The following is a 16,226-nucleotide window of genomic DNA, read 5'->3' on the forward strand; positions in this document are numbered from 1 at the left end:
TACCCTCGGAAAAAGAAGTGATTTTGTTAGGGCCCTTCTATCATTAATAGTTGCTCGCTATGTGTGGTGTTGGCATAGCCTACACCCAGAGGGGAATTTATTTATATACCTCAACGCTATTTACCATTCGATTGATAATTCGTTTATAGGATTCAAATTTTGCTATAACTCCTTCTTTGCTCAATCTCCTTGAATCTAGAGAGAAATGCACAGAACCAACACCCCCATTATAAAAGAATGAGTAATTTCTGCTCATTGAATTGATTCTGTCAGCACCATCTGTTTTAAGGTTCTCAAAATAATACTCACTGTAACAGGCAGGTTGATTTGCTACAAATATCCCATCAACTACATCTAAAATTTCAAAGTTATTTAGCAATGGTCTTAATTGTTCAATGTTTTTTCTTTGATTTTTTATACTTAGGGCCTCTTTTTTCTCTTTTAAAGACCCGCTCCGAATTTTCATGGGTTGGAAATTTATTACACAACGAAATTCAGAACGGTCTTCATCAAGAATTGCAAATTTGCGAATAGTTCTTTTTTTGTCACCAGGGGCGCTAATCATGCTCTCGGGATATTTGATGCTTAGGTTTGTTCCAAAAAATTCTTCCTCATCCTCAAAGCTGAATAATTTTGTATAACCGTTCAGCAATTCATAATCCAATTTTAATGCTGCAGTGCTTGTGTCAATCGCACTTTTTTGTTCAGCCTGTTTGGTTCTCTGAATTATTGGCAAACCATTGATGACACTTTTTTTAGATTCCGAATTTGAGTAATTAAAATATACATAACCAAACAACGTCAGATTTACGAAAACTAAAAACCATATTAAGAGTTTACGCTGTTTTAGTTGTGAAATCATACTTATGAGTTTTTCTAAAGCAAATTGAATTACTGCTCCTTGTTTAATTCTGACATATTTGCTGTCTGCTGAAAAAGAGTTTCATATTCCGAAAAATCTTTTTTAAGTTGTGTTTTATTATTGCTCCTCAAACAAAAATTGAGTTGACCATTGCCCCCTTTAAAGTAAAAAATATAGGTGCGGATTGCGGAATATTTAATTTCACTATCTTCGAGATGCTCTAAGAAAATGTCAAAATACTTTGCTCTGAAGTTGCCGATAAACATTTTTCTTCCCTCATCTATAATTTCGTAGCTCTTACTCGTTTTTTTATAAATGTTTTCAATTTGAAAATTAAGTGTTCCGTCAAGAACTTCATCTAATTGAGAACTTGAATAGTTATCTAGTGAATGTCCTTCATTTAGTTCAATTGAATATACAAGCAGATTGCCATTTCTGTCATGTAGTTCTAGACCGGCTTGACATTTAGCATCTTTTTTTACAAAGTATTTTAGCGATTCAGGAAAAGTCGATTTAAACTTGAAACCTAATGATGAAGGGCCTTTAAAATCATAAATCTTAACCTGACCATTTTCCAATTCATTTAAGAGTTTTGAAACTGTTTCATTATCGAACGTAAGAGGTCTATTTACTGCCGTTGTAGTTGCTTCGCTATTTTCAGGCACTTCACTCGTTTGCGCTTGTTCATTTATACCTTTTAAAATTGATGTGCTATTGTTTTCCGTTGGCTTATCATTGCTAGTAGCAATAGCTACTATTATCATAATAAGCACTAAAGCGCAAAGTCCATAAATCAGTATTGTGGTAATGTCTTTTTTCGTTTTAATAGGCTGAATTGGTTTCTCGTGATCAGGTTTAATGATTGGTGGAGATACTATTTGCAGCTTTTTAATATTATGAGAGTTGGTTAATGATTTAATCGGATTGAGGAGACCTGATATTCGGGGGAAATAAAAGACAAAGTTTACATTAGGGTCCGAATTCCATAATTTATTTTGAAACCATGCTTGAATTAAAATGAAAATTATCCATATGCCCCATGTTTCGCTGATTGTCATTTCAGAATCAATATCTTCCGCAATTGCATACGCTAAAACTAGGGTAATTAGGAAGGTAGATATGCTATAAATAATTTTTTGTGTTTGATTCAAAGAAACTGCAAGAGTTTTTTTATTAAACCATTTACCATTTGGAACTGTTGTAGCATCAGTTTTAGAAGTTTTTCCGTCTACTGCTAAAAGTTGTTGTGCCTCATTTGTTAATTTCTCTTCCACAGAATTTAACTCCTGCTTTTCTTCTTTGTTATGAGGGCTGGTTTGCTCAACAGATTCCAAGGTTGAAGAACTTTCCTCGAAATCACCTTCTTTTCTAGAAACAAACCTGAATACATTACCGTTTGGTGTGATTACTTCGGTATCAGGTTCAGCGATCGGTTCATTTTTCAGAATCAAGTTTTTCTTTTCTTCTTCTTTCATATCATCTGATTTTCCAGATATTTCTAACGCTATCCAAGTTAGAATCGGAGTAAAAATCATAGCGCATATCATCCAAATGAGAAAATTCCTACCTAATCTGTCAGCACGGTAACCAATTAGTAAACCGAAAATAAATAGGACAACGATTGTAGAAGGATTCATATCATAAAGTTTTTGTTACTGCTTGTAAATATGGTAGGTTCTTTCTGTTGTTACATTTTTTGCGCGTAAGTGCAAAATACCAAATTGCATTTATTTCGCTTTAGTTGTTCAACATTAAATTGATTTCAGTATAAATAATTTAATCCAGGAATATTATTCTCATCTTTTTCTTCTTACCCTTTTTGTGTGCTATCTTTGATTCATCATCTACCACACCGTGCTCCATTTTTCCAAATCCATCTTTCGGATATAGCCACTTATTTTTCTCGCCTATTTCCGGTCTTTCTTCTATTGATGTTGTTAAATCCAGTTCATCTTTTTCTACTTTCGGACTTGTCGTTGAACTTTCTGAATCTGTTTCATTCTATTCTCTACTGCCAATATTGACTGCTTTATTCTCGTCACCGGTACTGGGGTAGTTAATTTGTTCTTTGCCTTCGCTATCGCTTTTAAATAAAGAATAAAATAAGTTTAAGAGAGCGGTTATTTTGGTTGGTCTGTTGTTCATGGTTAAGCAGTTGGCTGATTGCGCGTCAGCGCAAAATAAAAGGGATGATTCGATTATTTAAAAAAAATAGACGAGCATCATCTCTTTTATTTTGCTGAAGCATAGCCAATGGGCTTCGCCCTTGTTTTTGTCTTTTGTCTTTAAGCGACTACCCTACGCAACCTTGTCAACACAAAAATAGGCATTGCAGCTAACGTTCTAAGGATTTATGAAGGTGGCAAAAAAGGATACTTCATATTTTCTTAAAAACGTAAAACTTAAATTTAAATCACAAATTAAAACAAGAAACACATAGCCGTCACTTTCATAAATCCTTTGTTGTGTGCAGTATTATTAATGTCAGAAGAAGTAGAAATAAAGATTAAGGCAATAGAAATTTTTATAAGATTAATTTCAACTATTTCAAGTCCTATTATGACTGTAGAGGAAATAATAACAGAAGCAAAAAAGATAGAGGAGTATATTACTGCTCATTCTTAAAACCAAGTGCTTCTCTAAGTCCTGGCGTGTTAGCATTAAGGTCAACTAATTTTTCATGTTCACCTTTAATAATATGGAGTCTGTAAAAGACTTGGTTACTTTGATTATAGCTTGAAATGTAGGCAACACTGTCTAAATTAATAGCTTGGTCTTCACCTACTTTTTTACTGATTCTGAAAAAATTTGCCATAGTCTGTAAGTTTTAGTCTGACAAAAGTAATAACAATGCACAATGTGCCTGTAAAAAACAAAATGGAAGAAGGTATTGTAGTTTATGAATATCCAGCAGAAGCAGGAGAAGTCTATATTAGTTCAAATTCAGAAGATTATCAGCAAAAATATAGTCATGAGGAAGTAGTTGCGTCTTATTATGGTCGTCCAAATACCCAACATGAAAATGAGTAAGCTGTCCACCTGTCACCCATATTAACTGTGGAAATTGCTCCGTTGTATGAGTTTCTGGAACACCCATTCTTTCACCTGTATTAAAAGCTAAATGGAAAATAAATACGTTAGAGGCATTGTCTTTAGTAACGTCAATTTTAAACCCATGTGTTATTAATGCTGTATAAAGGTCTTCTGCGCCTTCTTTGGTCTTACAAACCAAAACAAGGATTTTGGCATTTGCATGTTGGACAAAAGCAATTTTAACCCATTGAAAAGCTGTTAATTCGGCTGTCGTCATAAGTAATAGTTTAAGTAATCAAACATAGGTAAAACTAAAATAAAAAAGAGAAAGCTGTGCCTCTAATATTGCACACAACTCATAAATATGCGAAACTTTTAGTTTCGCTTTTCTAAATCAAATTATCTAACGGTGATTTATTTTGCTCAAATATCTTTTGCTTGCGAGCTTAGCTGCCGCGCAGGCGCTACCAAAAATAAAATATTTATAACAGACATTAAGTTGCCTTACCCACACCTAAAATTCGCCACCTCGCTATAATCACCGGCGCCGAGTGAGTTGGAGGCGCGCACGCGGAAGAAATATTCTACACCCGGTTCGAGTTCGTGAACAACGTAGCTATCGTCTTTCGTTCCGTTTTTAGTTTGTTTCCAAACGCCCTTTACCGGGTCGGTGGTATATTCGATATGGTAGTACATCTGTTTTTTGCGCAAGCCTTTCCATAGCAGTTTGATCTTGGCAATACCTGCATATTCTGCCTTCAGGCCTTTCACCTGTCCGGGCAGGGCGGATGGACCCTTGAATTTCTTTTCTTCCAGACCGGCGCTGCGGATGATTTCACGATTGCCTTTGGCTACATCATTTACATAGAACACCATCAGGCGGAACATATCTTTGGCGTCTTCTAATACGTCGTTGCGATAAGCAATTTTTTTATGGTCGCCGCTTTCCGCCGCCTGTATGGCTTTCTCCAGGAGCTTGCACATATTGGTCTGTGCCAGCAGCGATGGAGATGGAAAAAGGAAATTCGGGTTACCGGTCATCGCTTTGATGCATTCGCGCCAGTGCTCCACAAATTGCATCGGCTTGATATTGCGCAACCCGATTTTGGCGGTGTAAAGGGTCAAGATGAAAATGGGTGATGGCCTATTCATAGGTGTTTGTTTTGATTATATAACGCGTTACTAAGATACCTATTTTATCAAACGGTGGCGTAATTTTACTGATTTGTCTTGTTCGATAATGAGCAGGGGCCGGGTCGTGGTTAAGTCAGGTTTTTGGCCGCGCTGTTTTTTGCGGCTAAAACGCAGAAAATCGCTTGTTTTCATCAATTTGACACCAAAACAGGGCAAAACCACTGTTTTCTCAACTGCTAAAACATTTTTAGCGGTTAAGAAAAAGGGTTTAGCGGTCAAGAATTTGGCTTTAGCGGTCAAGAAAAACCCTGTAGCGGTTAAGATTTTGGCTCTAGCGGTTAAGAAAAATGGTGTAGCGGTCAAGAATTTTGCTTTAGCGGTTGGTATGTCGGCTTTAGCGGTCAGGAATGATCGTTTAGCGGTCAAGAAAAATACTGTAGCGGTTGAGAATTTCGCTGTAGCGGTTAAGAACGCCGCCTTAGCGGTTAGGATGTTGGCTTTAGCGGTTAAGATGGAGGATATAGCGGTTGAACAAAGTATATTTTTGGTGACAACGGGTGCAGAAATTTTAAGGCAGCGGCAGAAATTATGATGTCTGATGCCGGAACCCGCCAGACGGGCTGGCAGGTAGGGAAGCCTGGGATAGGTTATTGTAAGAAGCCTACTGATACACTCTTCGGAAAAACTTATTGTAGGCATCTACATCCTTCTCTGAAATCAATACGGAGAAGTTGATGGTGGAGATGGCCGTAATAGCATACTGGTCAGGCTTTAAATCACTGAAAAGCTGGCTTTGAGACTTCACTATGTTGAAGTAACTCATCGTTTCTTCCTTTGTCTTGAATTGCCGTACAGCAAGCAATTTATTCTTGCTGTCAATAATCACTTGCTTGGTCTGAAGCTTTTTAGATTCAAATTGCGTTGAATTGTAAGCATTGACCTTCGCCATCGTACTCATAATAATACTCTGCTGCACCGTCGGGTCTTTAAAATAAATAACAAAGTAGTGCGCCGCATCATCAGAGCGTTTGTAGGGCGATGTAGTATCTTCGGATATCACCAACGGTTCTATATTAGCAGTATCTTTTTTCGTCTCTACTGGTTTTACCTCTTTATTAGAAACTGAATCTGCTTTAGCCTGCGGTTTCGAACCCTCCGCTTTTTGTCGGGCATCATTCAATTGTTTTAATAACGAGGAATCTACCGTGCCCGGCTGGCTGGTTTGCATTGGGGCAAAAACTGTATTAAGAGAATCTCGGCGTGCGGTGTCACGGCTCAAGTCGGCTTGTGGCAGTGCAGATTTATTCAGAAGAGCAAGCAATTCGGTAGCCGCGGATTTGATAGCCGGATCGTTTGCTCGGTTAATGATTTTATTAAGTGCCTGAACATAATCATGCAGTCGGTTTTGTTTTGCTAGAATCAAAGCCTGCAACAGTTGGAATTTATCGCTGAGCGGATTTGGCTTCAAAACCACATCACTCATTTCACACTGATACCAAGCGGAATCAAGTCGGCCACCGGCATAGTTTTCGTAAGCTAATTGGTAATAGTTTTCCGCTGCTTTTCCTTTTTGAGTAGCTTCATTCAAATAATTAGGGTCGCGCAAAACCTTGGCAATAATGCTTTCAGGAAACTCCGTTAAAATCTTACTCTTGTACAACTCCGTTTTACCTTGATCATTCTGTCTTAGCGCAATCAGATATAAGCTGTAATAACTCTCCAACAGCAATTTATTTTTTGGATACTTACTATTGAGGGTTTCAAACATGTCGCTTGCCTTGGGATAATTTTCAAGGCCATCCTTATATATAGTACCAGCGGTATAATACGCTTCAGTAATTTTATCTATCGAGGCGCTAAGTTTTTCGGGGGTAGTTGGAATACTGGCCATCATCTTTTCTTCATCGGTGTTAGCGGTTTCTTTGCCAACCGAGTCTACTGCAACTGTCGCAGAAGTGTCTTTCGTCGCCTGTTCTTCATCAGAGGAAGATGATTTATTCTTTCTTCTCCAATTCTCTTCCAGCTTTCTTTTGCCCCATCTTTTTATAAATTCATTGTACCCAGATGCTCGGGCAGCGGTGTTGTAAAAATACCAACTCAACCCCGGTCCACTACTGGAACTCTGTTTACTATTATCTGGCTGGGTTATCGGCTGTGGAGTGCTTCCTGATTTTGACGCTTCCTCTTTCTCCTTCTTATCCTGTTTTTCCTTTTCTTCTTTATCCAGTGCCCCCTTTACTACCTTCAGCCTTTCTGACTCTGACAAAGATGCTAGATGCTGCAAACTATCTTCCTCGGCTATAATGGCCAATTGCTGAAGCAGGTTGCCGAGCATTTTATTCTTTAAATCAAGTTCATCATATCGGGGATGCGTTTTAGATAAAAAAGCTAAGGTGGAATCATAGTAGAATTTAGCAGAATCATACACCATCTCATCATACTGTATTTCAGCAAGTTGGAGATATGATAACGCTTTCTGGTTGTCGTTACTAATAGAATTGTCTACGGATTGATGAAAGAACTTCGTCGCCTCTTTGCGGTTGTTTTCCGATAGTGAAATCATCGCTAACTCATAATAGATTTGATCCCAATAGTCTTTGTATTTCCCATCTCGTGCCATTTTGGCTAACAAAGAACGGATTTGCGCATTTCCCGCACCACTGCCCCTGCCAAGTTTTGCCATTTTTATTTTGGCATAAAACTCCATGTCATAATTTGGATGGCTTTTCAAAACCAATTTATAGTTGTCAATTGCTTTAGAAGAATTCCCAATGGCTTCATAACATTGTGCCAATGAAAACAAGGGGCGAACCTTGCGCTTTTTTCTTTTCCTGATTTTTTTTGCCTCCAGATAGCTTTCCAATGGTTTAATAGCACCGGCATAATCTTTGGAACTAACTCTCAAATCTGCATCAGCCAAATCTAAGTCCGCGTCATAGTTCTTGTAGAACAAATTGTCTCCGCGAGTATAAGTAACTACACTAGAGGCTTGTTCAAATTTCCGTTCTCGTGTATAAGTCTTTATCAGCCAAATCAAAGCCTCGCTGCGTGCCGGGGTGTGCATGAATAGACTTCGACTGGGACGAACATCTTGTTTTTCTAAAGACTTGGTGCCATCTGGTTTAGTAACTATCTTCACCTGAGCTTTCGGTTTTCTTTTCTTGGCTCTGGCATACTTGCGCACCCTCTTTCCTAAACCTTTCATCACCCGAACGTAGTCTACCCCATCCTTAAACTCCGTAGTAATGTATTTGAAACTACTGCTGGCTTTGTCATAATCACCCTTCAAATAGTTCGCCTGACCAATCATTAGAAAATGATCATCGCTCCAATTTGATGCGCCGTATAATTGAATCGCCAAAGTGCTCCGCTTCACCACATCATCCAAATCTCCTGAGTAGGCTGAAAATTCAGTCGGGTCATTATAGGCATAAACAGAAATTACCGAATCGAAATTGTCTTTATGAGCCTGCTCGGCCAGTTTGAAAACATTGACCAGTTTTTCATTGACATTATACTGGGCATTAAACTTGGAGTTAATATCCAGAAAAGCCTGCTTAGGTTGCAAAGCCTGATTAGTATGAGTGCAAGCATACAATCCAAACAGTAAAACCGAAAAAGAAAATATTGATAGTTTTGGCAGCCTCAATTCAGTAAATAGTTTAGGCGGGATATATAACTCAGAAGCAACAAAATTATTTTGTTTTAGGAGATTAAAAAGTGTATATCCAGCAAATAACGGAACAAAAATACCTCTAATAATCAGTATGGCGTTGAAAATAAGGACCAAAGCCAATAAAAAACTCAGAAACCGATTCCGGTTTGTCATTCTAAATGATGAAACCTTTGAGGAAAAGTTCTCTTTGACTCTTACGAAAAGAAACGTTTGGATATTTCTGAGTGTTTCAACCTTCACGCTAGTCTTTTTGACTTCAGCAGCAATCATATATACTCCACTCAAATACTTTATTCCTGGTTTTGGCGACTATAATTATCGAAGCCAAATTATCCAACTACAATTTAAAACCGACTCGCTGCAAACCGCAATGGAAAGCCGAACAGCCTGGATAGATAATTTGGTCAATATTGCCTCCGGGAATATAGATACAACTCAACCCACTGCTAAAACAGAGCAGAAGGTAGATAAGTCCTCTTTCCATTTATCCGAACCGACTCCAGACGAAACCGATTTGCGTAAACAAGTGGAAAAAGAGGAGAATTACTCTTTAATCTACAACGGTACGCAAAGCAATGTGGTTGTAGAGGAAGTCCGTCAAATGCATGCCATAACACCGGTGGATGGCTTTGTGACCAGCGAATTTGATGCGCAGAAAGAACATTTTGGAATAGACATAGCTACCAAAAATGAAGCACCGGTCAAAGCTATCTTGGATGGAAAGGTGATCTCTGCTGCCTATACAATAGAAACCGGTTATGTTATCGAAGTGCAACACGCTCATAACCTTATATCAATTTATAAGCACAATTCGCGTCTGCTGAAAAAGCCGGGCAATAAAGTAAAGGCCGGAGATGTCATCGCTTTGAGTGGAAGTACCGGAGAATTATCCTCCGGTCCTCATCTTCATTTCGAACTTTGGTACGAGGGCAAAAGCCTAAACCCTAAAGATTATATCTTATTTTAGTGCGCAGTTTCATCGAATTATTCACCTTAAAAAGGTAATTAAATGTTCCATAGCAAGAAAACAGAAGAAGCCAACGGCCTGCTCCGAGTCATGAACCAATTTGGACAAGGAACCGTCATCAGTGGCGATGTTTTGACCGAAGGAGACATCCGTATTGATGGCAAAGTGACTGGAAACGTTACCTCTCGAGGAAAGACCGTAGTCGGTGCTTCGGGGGTTATTGAAGGCAATATAATTTGCCAAAATGCACACATTGACGGCAGAGTAAATGGTACCATAGAAGCAATCGAGATTCTTTTTTTAAGCAAAACCGCCGTGGTGAACGGCGACATTCGCATCAAAAAATTGGTGGTAGAAGAAGGCGCTCGTTTCAATGGTAAGTGCACTATGGGTATGAGCATCGCGCATCAAGACACCGACCAAACCCATGTAGCTCGGCCTAAAATGACAAGTAGCGCCGTTTAACTCTTAATTATTCCTATTACAGCCAGTTGATATTAGTGTCCTCAATACTTTTCATGTAGTTTTACACCACCCAATGGAAGAAGACAAGGAAAAGAAACCGCCGTTAAATAACTACCTCAAATATTCGGGAGTCGGGTTTCAGATTGCCGGAGCCTTAGCATTAGGGGTTTTTATCGGCTATAAACTTGACGAGAAACTAAGAACCGCAGGGCCCTATTTTACCGTAGGGTTTGCGTTGGTTTTCCTGATAGCAGGAATGTATTTAGGCCTGAAAGACTTGGTGAACAAACAGTAATTACTGTGCTACAATCTCTTTAATCGCGCTGACGTAGTCAAATCGCTCTAACAGACCGGTATCGTATTTCCCTGAACGGAACTCCGCATTTTTCATTAAAGCAATATGAAAAGGTATCGTGGTCTTCACTCCTTCAATGATGAATTCATGCATCGCTCTTTCCATTTTCACAATACATTCTTCGCGGCTCTTGGCGCGGCAAATAACCTTCGCTAGTAACGAATCATAGTATGGTGGAACAGAATATCCTGCATAAACGTGGGTATCTACCCGAACCCCATATCCTTTCGGCGTATGTAAGGCTGTTATTTTACCTGGGCTTGGTGCAAAGTTATTCATCGGGTCTTCGGCATTGACACGACACTCAATGGCGTGCATCTTTTCAGGGAAATAAAGCACACCAGAAATCGGCGTTCCTGCGGCAATCAGAATCTGTTCTTTCACCAAATCAAAATCCATCACCTCTTCCGTCACCGGATGCTCTACCTGAATCCGGGTGTTCATTTCCATGAAATAAAAGTTCTTGAACTTATCTACCAGAAACTCCACCGTTCCCACGCTTTCATATTGAATGGCCTTCACGGCCTTCACGGCTGCGGCACCCATTTTCTTCCGCAAAGGTTCATCTACAAATGGCGAAGGAGCTTCCTCTACTAGTTTCTGATGCCTTCTTTGTACCGAGCAATCTCTTTCGCTCAGATGGCAGGCTTCGCCATATTGATCGCCGGCTACCTGGATTTCGATATGGTGTGGCTCTATAATGAACTTCTCCAGATATACCTGATCGTTTCCAAATGAAGCTCCTGCTTCGGTGCGCGCCATGTTATAGGCCTTCTCTAAACCCTTTTCATCCAACACAATTCTCATCCCCTTGCCGCCCCCGCCTGCCGTAGCTTTCAGGATGACCGGATAACCTATTTTCTTGGCAATTTTCTTGGCTTCTGCACAAGTGTCAATCAATCCCTCGCTGCCCGGAATGCAAGGCACTCCGGCCTTTATCATGGTCTCCTTGGCAGTAATTTTATCGCCCATAGCCCGCATCTGCGAAGGCTGAGGACCAATGAATTTGATTTTATACTTGGCGCATAGCTCTGCAAACTCCGCATTCTCGGCCAAAAATCCATAACCCGGATGAATAGCATCTGCATTGGTCAATTCAGCCACCGCCATGATGGCTGCCATATTGAGGTAGGAATCTTTACTGCGCGGGCCGCCAATACAAATAGCTTCATCGGCAAAGCGAACATGGAGGCTGTCGCGATCGGCGGTGGAATAGACCGCCACCGTTTTGATGCTCATCTCTTTACAAGTTCTGATAATCCGCAGGGCAATTTCTCCGCGGTTGGCAATAAGTATCTTTTTGAACATCAACTGAGCATTTAGTTTTAGTAGTTAGTAATTAGATAAATGCTTTGAGCAGTCTAAATACTAAATACCGAAATTCTACCTACGGATTTTAACTTTTCTCTATCAGGAACAATGGCTGGTCATATTCTACGGGGGAGGAATCCTCTATCAGGATTTTGATAATCTTCCCTTCCACGCCATCAAATTCTATCTCATTAAACAGCTTCATTGCTTCGATGATGCAGAGCACGTCGCCGGTTTTCACGTTGTCCCCCACTTTGACAAACACCTCTTTATCTATTCCCGGTTTGCGGTAAAAAGTTCCTACCATCGGAGAACGGAAGGTGAAGTTGTTTTCATTGTTGGCTGCCGGAGCTGCCGCGCTTTCCGTTGCCGGAGTTTGCTGAGCGCCCGGAGTTTGAACGCCCGGAACATTCGTCATCATGGGTTGTTGTTGCATCATGGGCATCTGCGGCTGGGTGTTATACACCACCGTAGATTCGGTGCCCTTGTTTTTGATCGTGACGGTAAAGTCACCTTCACTGATTTTCAGCCCGCTGATATCGGCCTTCTTCACCATCTTAATCAGTTCTTGAATGTCTTTCAGTTCCATAGTTTTGGTTTAAGGGGTTTGATTGTTAAATCGAAAGTAAAAAAAGTTTGCAGTTTATGGTTCACAGTTAAGGGTAAAAGCAACGTTGTATTACTGCTATCTGCGAACCGCCATCCAATAACCTATTTCCCTCTCACGCGCTCTACATATTGGCGGGTGCGCGTATCTACTTTTATCTTTTCGCCCTGCTCAACAAACAGAGGCACGTTCACAATCGCTCCGGTTTCGAGCGTGGCAGGTTTGTAGGCATTCGTGGCAGTATCTCCGCGAACACCCGGTTCGCTATACGTGATTTCAAGCACTACATGTTGCGGCGCTTCGCAACCCAAAATCAGGTTATTTTCTTCGTGAATAATTACTTCGCAGATGTCGCCTTCCTTCATCAGGTCATTATTGTCAATCATCTTGCCATCAATGGTAATTTGGTCGAACGTTTCCTGATCCATAAAGTTGAAACCGTTGGCATCAGCGTATAGAAACTGGTGCGGCTTGCGGATGACGCGAGCGGTAGTGATGTCGTGCCCGGCGGGGAAAGTATGCTCTAGGACTCGTCCGGTGCGAAGGCTTTTCATCCGGCAACGGACGAAAGCGTTTCCTTTTCCGGGTTTCACGTGCTGAAACTCAATGAATTGATAAATGTCGTGGTTGAACTCGATACAAAGTCCGTTTTTGATTTCTGCGGTAGTCGCCATTGGTTAAATTTTGAGGTGGCGAATATAAGCGGGTTAAATCAATTGACAATTATCAATGAACAATTATCAAGGTTCATCGTTTATCGAAACACCTGCGACAACCGGTCCTGTGCCTTAGCGGTCAACTGATACTTCCCCATTCCCTTTCGCACAATCAAGCCCTCCTTCTTTAGTTGATGAACCAACTTAAATACCCCACTCTCGGTCATACCGACCAGATGGCGGATGCTTGCATTCGACCCGTTTTGACCCGAGTGGAAATGGAGCAACAGATGCGCCTTGTTTTTCTTGCCGCTCTTTCTTCCCCTGCTTGAAAAGGTTTCCGCCAGTTTGGTTATATTCTCCTGATTTACCTCTATGGATGGAATGTTTAGCACCGAATCTTGCCCTATTTCTCCATAATTATTAGATATATGGGAAGGAGAGTTAAAATTCTCCCCATATACTTCTGATATTTGGGAAGAAGAGTCACTCTCTTTCCTATCTATCCCCGATATATAGGAAGCAGAGCCAACATCTTTCCCATATACCCCCGTTCTATCGGAAGACGAGATACTCTCCTTCCCATCCAATGAAGTTGTTGGGGAAGAAGTGTTCATTTCCAGCTCATCTTTTTCCAAAAGCAGGATAATAACCTTGCGCAGGCGAGCATTTTCTTTTTTCAACTCTTCTATTTCTGATAAAGACATAGGGCGATTGTTTTATCAAAGATAAAAAAGAGGAAATTATGGAGCCAAAAGCTTTGGCAAATTCTAAATTTGTCAAAGCTACCCATGCTTTATTTATTTTGCCCGCACAAATCGAACACTCGTGGCGAAGAAAAAACCAGTTAAACAATCCATAGCTATCAATCAGCCTTCTGCCGAAGGCGTTTCCAATTCGGCAAATACAAAGTCTTTCGTTCAGTTGCCCGGTTGGTCGCTCTACCTGATTATTTTTCTTTTTTCCATCCTGCTTTATTCCAATACACTTTGGAACCGCTACGCGATTGATGACACCATTGTTTTGACCGATAATAAATTTACCAAAAAAGGTTTTGGTGGAATCAAAGATCATTTCACTCATGATATGTTTGAAGGATTTTTTGGAGAACGCGGAGCGAAGTTGGTGAGCGGTGGACGCTACCGGCCGCTGAGCATGGTGAGCCTGACGATTGAATATGAAATATCGAGGCGGCTAAAAGGAGATAAGCGCGTAACGATTACCGATCAGAACATCATCATGGGCGATGCAGATCCGTATCTGTTTCCGATGTTGGATCACGCGGTGAACATTCTGTTGTTTGGATTGACCTGCCTCCTCTTATATTATCTGCTGCAACAAATCATCCCGAAAAAATATTTCATCTCCTCTCCCATCGGCGCGCTGAGTCTGTCTTTCATCGCCACGCTTTTATATGCCGCTCATCCTATTCATACCGAAGCGGTGGCGAATGTGAAGGGCCGCGACGAGGTGATGTGTATGATGTTCTCGCTCCTATCACTGTTGGCTACGATAAAATATATCAAGACTAAAAATGTGCTGCACTTGGTCTGGGGTATGGGTATTTATTTTGTCGCCTTGATGGCGAAGGAAAATGCCATTACCTTTTTCGCCGTCATTCCGCTCACCTACTACTTCTTTACGCAAGCCAAAGCAAAAGATTATGCACTGACGATGGGGCTATACATCGTACCGGTAGCGGTGTTTCTTTTCTTGCGAAGCCAATTCACACAATCCGGATTGACACAAGACTCGCCGGAGATATTGAACAATCCTTTTCTGCTCGCCACCGGCACACAACGATTCGCCACGGCGGTCTATACTTTTCTGTTGTATTTCAAACTGCTGTTGTTCCCTCATCCGCTGACGCACGATTATTATTTCAACCAGATTCCTTATGTGGATTTGGGAGATATCAAATTCATTTCTTCCTTTCTTATCAATGCGGGCTTGGCGGTTTATGCCTTGAAGAACCTGAAGAAGAAGACCATCGCGGCATTTGCCATCTTGTTCTATTTCATCACCTTCTCCATCGCATCGAATTTGTTGTTCACGGTTGGTGTATTGATGAACGAACGTTTCATCTATATGAGTTCGCTGGGCTTTTCTATCCTGATTGCCTATATGTTGATCCAATCAAAAGAACGATTCAAACTTTCTGCACCGATGGTTTCGGGAATATTGGTGGTGATACTTTCGCTTTATTCTTACAAGACATTTTCGCGCAACTTTGATTGGGAGGATAGCTTCTTCTTGTTCCGTCGCGATGTGGCGCACAGCCCTAACTCGGCGAAGATTCAAACATCGGTAGGCGGCGATTTGACCAAAGCAGCCGATGGGAACATTCAGGATTTGCGCAACCGCGGAATGATCAAAACTATTTTCGCAGACCTCAGTCAAAACACCCTGAACGCGGCAGAACTAAATGCGATTGAAGCCCTTCCCGATTCGTCGGTCCGCAAACTGCTATTGGATTCTTCCATTACGCACCTCAAGGAAGCCATCCGAATTTATCCCACTCACTCCAACGCCTGGCTGCTTTTGGGCAATGCTTTATACAAGCGAAACCACCAACCGGAGGAAGTAATACCGGTTTATGAAAAGGCAGCAGCTTATCGGGTGGGGGGGTATTATGATGCTTCATTTAATCTCGGCATCGTGTTGAACGAAAACAATATGCCTTTGCAGGCCAAGAACCAATTGTTGAAGGCTTATGAAGCAAAACCGGAACAAGCAGAGAGCCGGTATATGCTGGCGCAAGTTTATGCCAAGTTGAATCAGCCGGATTCTGTAGAATATTGGTTGAAAAAAGGAGCCGAAGCGAAACCGATTCAGGCGGTAGATTATTATTTAATCGGCACCGGCTTTGGCAAGGTGGCACATAACATGGCTCTATCCATTCAATATCTGGAGAAGGCCACGCAGATGGATTCGAAGACCGAAGTGTATTGGGAAGATTTAGCGGTGGCCTATGGAATAGGGCAGCGATTTGATGAGGCCATTGCCACCTCGTTGAAATTGATTGAGATCAATCCAAAATATCCGGCAGCCTATTTGAATCTTTCGGTGTCGTACCGAAACAAAGGCGAAACAAAGTTAGCCGATGAATATTTGAAGAAATATGAGGAGATAAAGGCGGAAGGGATGAAGTAATGTGGAA

The 16,226-nt window shown here is 41.0% G+C and carries 15 protein-coding genes; 4 read left to right on the plus strand and 11 right to left on the minus strand.

Features of this window, described 5'->3' with window-relative positions:
• Window positions 1–97: 97 nt before the first annotated feature.
• The 7 genes from IPP77_11845 to IPP77_11875 all read right to left on the minus strand — a co-directional run bounded on the left by IPP77_11845 (window position 98) and on the right by IPP77_11875 (window position 8,597).
• On the minus strand, window positions 98–862 hold the full coding sequence (locus IPP77_11845) for a hypothetical protein (GenBank protein MBL0310331.1): 765 nt from the start codon (window positions 860–862) through the stop codon (window positions 98–100).
• A gap of 29 nt (window positions 863–891) precedes the next feature.
• Window positions 892–2,499 (minus strand): hypothetical protein, encoded by a 1,608-nt coding sequence (locus tag IPP77_11850; GenBank protein MBL0310332.1) that lies wholly within the window; start codon window positions 2,497–2,499, stop codon window positions 892–894.
• Between the two features lie 971 nt (window positions 2,500–3,470).
• Window positions 3,471–3,677: a hypothetical protein gene (locus tag IPP77_11855; protein ID MBL0310333.1), complete on the minus strand. Its 207-nt coding sequence runs from the start codon at window positions 3,675–3,677 to the stop codon at window positions 3,471–3,473.
• A 117-nt stretch (window positions 3,678–3,794) separates the two neighbouring features.
• The gene (locus IPP77_11860) at window positions 3,795–4,172 is read right to left on the minus strand and encodes a hypothetical protein (protein ID MBL0310334.1); all 378 of its coding nucleotides are present in this window, start codon (window positions 4,170–4,172) and stop codon (window positions 3,795–3,797) included.
• Window positions 4,173–4,399: 227 nt separating this feature from the next.
• Complete coding sequence (locus tag IPP77_11865; protein MBL0310335.1) at window positions 4,400–5,047, minus strand: fibronectin type III domain-containing protein; 648 nt, start codon at window positions 5,045–5,047, stop codon at window positions 4,400–4,402.
• 39 nt (window positions 5,048–5,086) lie between these two features.
• Complete coding sequence (locus tag IPP77_11870) at window positions 5,087–5,728, minus strand: hypothetical protein (GenBank protein ID MBL0310336.1); 642 nt, start codon at window positions 5,726–5,728, stop codon at window positions 5,087–5,089.
• On the minus strand, window positions 5,691–8,597 hold the full coding sequence (locus tag IPP77_11875) for a tetratricopeptide repeat protein (protein ID MBL0310337.1): 2,907 nt from the start codon (window positions 8,595–8,597) through the stop codon (window positions 5,691–5,693). The genes IPP77_11870 and IPP77_11875 overlap by 38 nt, the downstream gene beginning before the upstream one ends.
• Window positions 8,598–8,796: 199 nt before the next feature.
• Between IPP77_11875 and IPP77_11880 the strand changes: the two genes are divergently transcribed.
• The 3 genes from IPP77_11880 (at window position 8,797) to IPP77_11890 (ending at window position 10,432) form a co-directional block, all read left to right on the plus strand.
• Window positions 8,797–9,672, plus strand: coding sequence for a M23 family metallopeptidase (locus tag IPP77_11880; protein ID MBL0310338.1), 876 nt, complete (start codon window positions 8,797–8,799; stop codon window positions 9,670–9,672).
• Between the two features lie 42 nt (window positions 9,673–9,714).
• Window positions 9,715–10,137, plus strand: a complete 423-nt coding sequence (locus tag IPP77_11885; protein ID MBL0310339.1) for a polymer-forming cytoskeletal protein — start codon at window positions 9,715–9,717, stop codon at window positions 10,135–10,137.
• A gap of 73 nt (window positions 10,138–10,210) precedes the next feature.
• Window positions 10,211–10,432, plus strand: a complete 222-nt coding sequence (locus IPP77_11890; GenBank protein MBL0310340.1) for an AtpZ/AtpI family protein — start codon at window positions 10,211–10,213, stop codon at window positions 10,430–10,432.
• Here IPP77_11890 and accC read toward each other — a convergent pair whose 3' ends face one another.
• The 4 genes from accC to IPP77_11910 all read right to left on the minus strand — a co-directional run bounded on the left by accC (window position 10,433) and on the right by IPP77_11910 (window position 13,773).
• Window positions 10,433–11,800, minus strand: a complete 1,368-nt coding sequence (gene accC, locus IPP77_11895; GenBank protein ID MBL0310341.1) for an acetyl-CoA carboxylase biotin carboxylase subunit — start codon at window positions 11,798–11,800, stop codon at window positions 10,433–10,435.
• An 88-nt stretch (window positions 11,801–11,888) separates the two neighbouring features.
• Window positions 11,889–12,392, minus strand: coding sequence for an acetyl-CoA carboxylase biotin carboxyl carrier protein (accB, locus tag IPP77_11900; GenBank protein MBL0310342.1), 504 nt, complete (start codon window positions 12,390–12,392; stop codon window positions 11,889–11,891).
• Between the two features lie 122 nt (window positions 12,393–12,514).
• The gene (efp, locus tag IPP77_11905; GenBank protein ID MBL0310343.1) at window positions 12,515–13,084 is read right to left on the minus strand and encodes an elongation factor P; all 570 of its coding nucleotides are present in this window, start codon (window positions 13,082–13,084) and stop codon (window positions 12,515–12,517) included.
• Window positions 13,085–13,164: 80 nt separating this feature from the next.
• Complete coding sequence (locus IPP77_11910) at window positions 13,165–13,773, minus strand: hypothetical protein (protein ID MBL0310344.1); 609 nt, start codon at window positions 13,771–13,773, stop codon at window positions 13,165–13,167.
• A 121-nt stretch (window positions 13,774–13,894) separates the two neighbouring features.
• Between IPP77_11910 and IPP77_11915 the strand changes: the two genes are divergently transcribed.
• Window positions 13,895–16,219, plus strand: coding sequence for a DUF1736 domain-containing protein (locus IPP77_11915; GenBank protein MBL0310345.1), 2,325 nt, complete (start codon window positions 13,895–13,897; stop codon window positions 16,217–16,219).
• The last annotated feature ends 7 nt before the right edge of the window (window positions 16,220–16,226 follow it).

It is taken from the genome of Bacteroidota bacterium (genome assembly GCA_016722375.1).
In the GTDB taxonomy this organism is placed as follows: Bacteria; Bacteroidota; Bacteroidia; order Chitinophagales; family LD1; genus Bog-950.